3 protein-coding genes are annotated in these 2,263 nt (G+C 36.5%); all 3 read left to right on the top strand.

The annotated features are described in order from the left end of the window. Positions 1-119: 119 nt before the first annotated feature. Positions 120-701, top strand: a complete 582-nt coding sequence (locus WBN20_RS15125) for a hypothetical protein (protein ID WP_424282286.1) — start codon at positions 120-122, stop codon at positions 699-701. A gap of 285 nt (positions 702-986) precedes the next feature. Next, positions 987-1,922 carry a transporter gene (locus WBN20_RS15120; protein ID WP_424282285.1) on the top strand — a complete coding sequence of 312 codons (936 nt, stop codon included), beginning with the start codon at positions 987-989 and terminating at the stop codon, positions 1,920-1,922. 98 nt (positions 1,923-2,020) lie between these two features. Continuing rightward, on the top strand, positions 2,021-2,263 hold a 243-nt coding region (locus tag WBN20_RS15115), incomplete at its 3' end, for a hypothetical protein (protein WP_424282284.1).

The raw sequence follows: 2,263 nt of genomic DNA, 5'->3' as shown, positions 1-2,263 counted from the left end.
GGTATTTATAGAGTACACTATAAAGATTTAAACTAAAAACTAAAAACTAAATATTAAACATTAAAATTTATCGGCAGCTATATTGCAGGTATTAAACCAAAAATTAAAACTTACATTTTATGAAAATTATTAAAATTTATGCTATTGCTTTATTCTTTTGTACATTTTTAACCTATCCTTTGTTAGCGCAGGATGTTGATAGTACCATAGAACCAAGAGAAAGATTAAGTCTTGCAACCATGCAGGGAACGGTAACAGATATTGCTAAGGAAACCCGCGATGTTACCCTCAAAGGACCCGATGGTGAACTGGCTACCATTACGGCCGGCCCGGAAATTAAAAGGTTTGATGAAATTTCGGTTGGAGATATAATCACTTTTGACTTTTATACCTATTTAAAGGCTGAGTTTCGAGCACCGACTTCTGCAGAATTGGCAGAACCATTTGTTGTTTTAGAAGGGGAAGGTAAAGCTCCGGAAGGGGAAGCTCCGGCAGGCGCAGTTGGAGAAATGGTTAAAGCTGTTGTAACCATTGAAGTTCTTAACAGACCGCAGATGTTTGCTGTTGTAGAAGGTCCTAACGGAAACTATTTAACTATCCCTATGAAGGATGCTGCCTTTATGGAAAAACTGAACATAGGACAAGTAGTAATAATGACCTATGCAGAGGCCGTAGCCGTTTCTTTGACGAAAGTTGAATAAACGAATTCATTTAAAAAAGTCCTGGAAATAATTAAGGGGGAGTGGTTTACACTCCCTTTTTTTATTTTGTCCATTAATTTTATATTATATCCTGAATGGGAATTTAGATTTAATTTATACAAATTCAAGATTTTTTTCCCAATTATATAATGTAACTTGTACTGTAGAATTTTCTGATATACATTTTTATTTGGAAGTTGAATTCTGCCCTCGGAAGTATTATGGCTTCTATCCGGTAATGTATAAATTTCAATTTTATTCTTAACCAATCAACTAAGAGGGAAAATGCGCTTTAATATCCTTGTTATTTTATTAGTTCTTTCCCCTGCAATATTTAATTGCGGATTTGCTCAGGAGCTTGAACCACGAGCCCTTACCAATTTACCTAAAAAGTTTAATTTTGTTGGACTAGCTTATGCTTATGCCTCCGGAAACACACTTCTGGATCCCTCTTTGCCATTGGAAGACTTTAATGGCAGAATAAATACGATAATCCTGGCCTATGTACGAAGTGTAAATTTCTTTGGGAAATCGGGAAAGGTGGATGTCTTACTACCCTTTGCTGGAGGAGATTTTACTGGTATTTTTGCAAACACTTCTTTTGAAGATTCGTATACCGGATTTGGAGATATAAGGATAAGGGCATCTGTTAATCTCACTGGCGCCCCCTCTCTTAGCGCTAAAGATTTTTCAGAGTATAAGCAAAAAACCATTACAGGATTGACGCTTCAGCTAATAATACCAACCGGGAATTATAAAAAGGAACAACTTCCAAACTTAGGTTCCAACCGATGGAGCCTTAAGGCACTTTATGGTCTTTCTCATAATACGGATAATTGGGTTTTGGAGGCCTATGTGGGCGCCTGGCTTTTTTCAGATAATAAACAGTTTCTGGGAGATAATACCTTGTCTCAATCTGCTCTGTGGGTGGCCAAGGGAAATATTATTAGGTCCTTTAAGAAAAAAGGGATGTGGCTTGCTTTCTCCATGGGTTACGGTTATGGTGCTGACACTTATATAAATGATATAAAAAGAGACGCCACTATTTCTCAGCTTAGGCTGGGCTTAACCTATGCCTTACCTATAAACCCCAGTCATGCTTTAAAGTTTTCTGTGGCTTCAGGAATCCGATTTAAACAAGGCGGTGATTTTGACGCATTTAGTGTATCGTATGTGTACGCATGGTTGGATAAGTCACCTAATAAGAAGAAAGATAAATAAGGATTAAAATAGTCTTCTTCATAGACTAACGTCATGTCGCGGCCCTTTCCAATGTACTATATTTATAAATTGTACCTGTTATAATTAATTGTGCCTTAATGATCACAAAATCATTTCTAATTAAAATTCTCAAAAGAATATTGATGGCGGCGGGCATACTTATAGTCCTATGCATTTTTTTAGGATTCCTGTTCTATGAGGATGGGAAGAATTGGGTTTTGGAAGAAATTGATCAATATATATCAGAAGTCCAGTCGGGAGATTTGGAAATTGAAGAAGTGGAACTGGCCCTTTTTAAACATCTTCCAAATATCACAGTTCAACTTAGTAATATCGAGTAT

This window comes from Eudoraea sp., assembly GCF_049665975.1.
Classification (GTDB): Bacteria; Bacteroidota; Bacteroidia; order Flavobacteriales; family Flavobacteriaceae; genus Eudoraea.
Note: the sequence above shows the minus strand (reverse complement) of the source record. Positions and strands in the feature narration are given on the sequence as shown.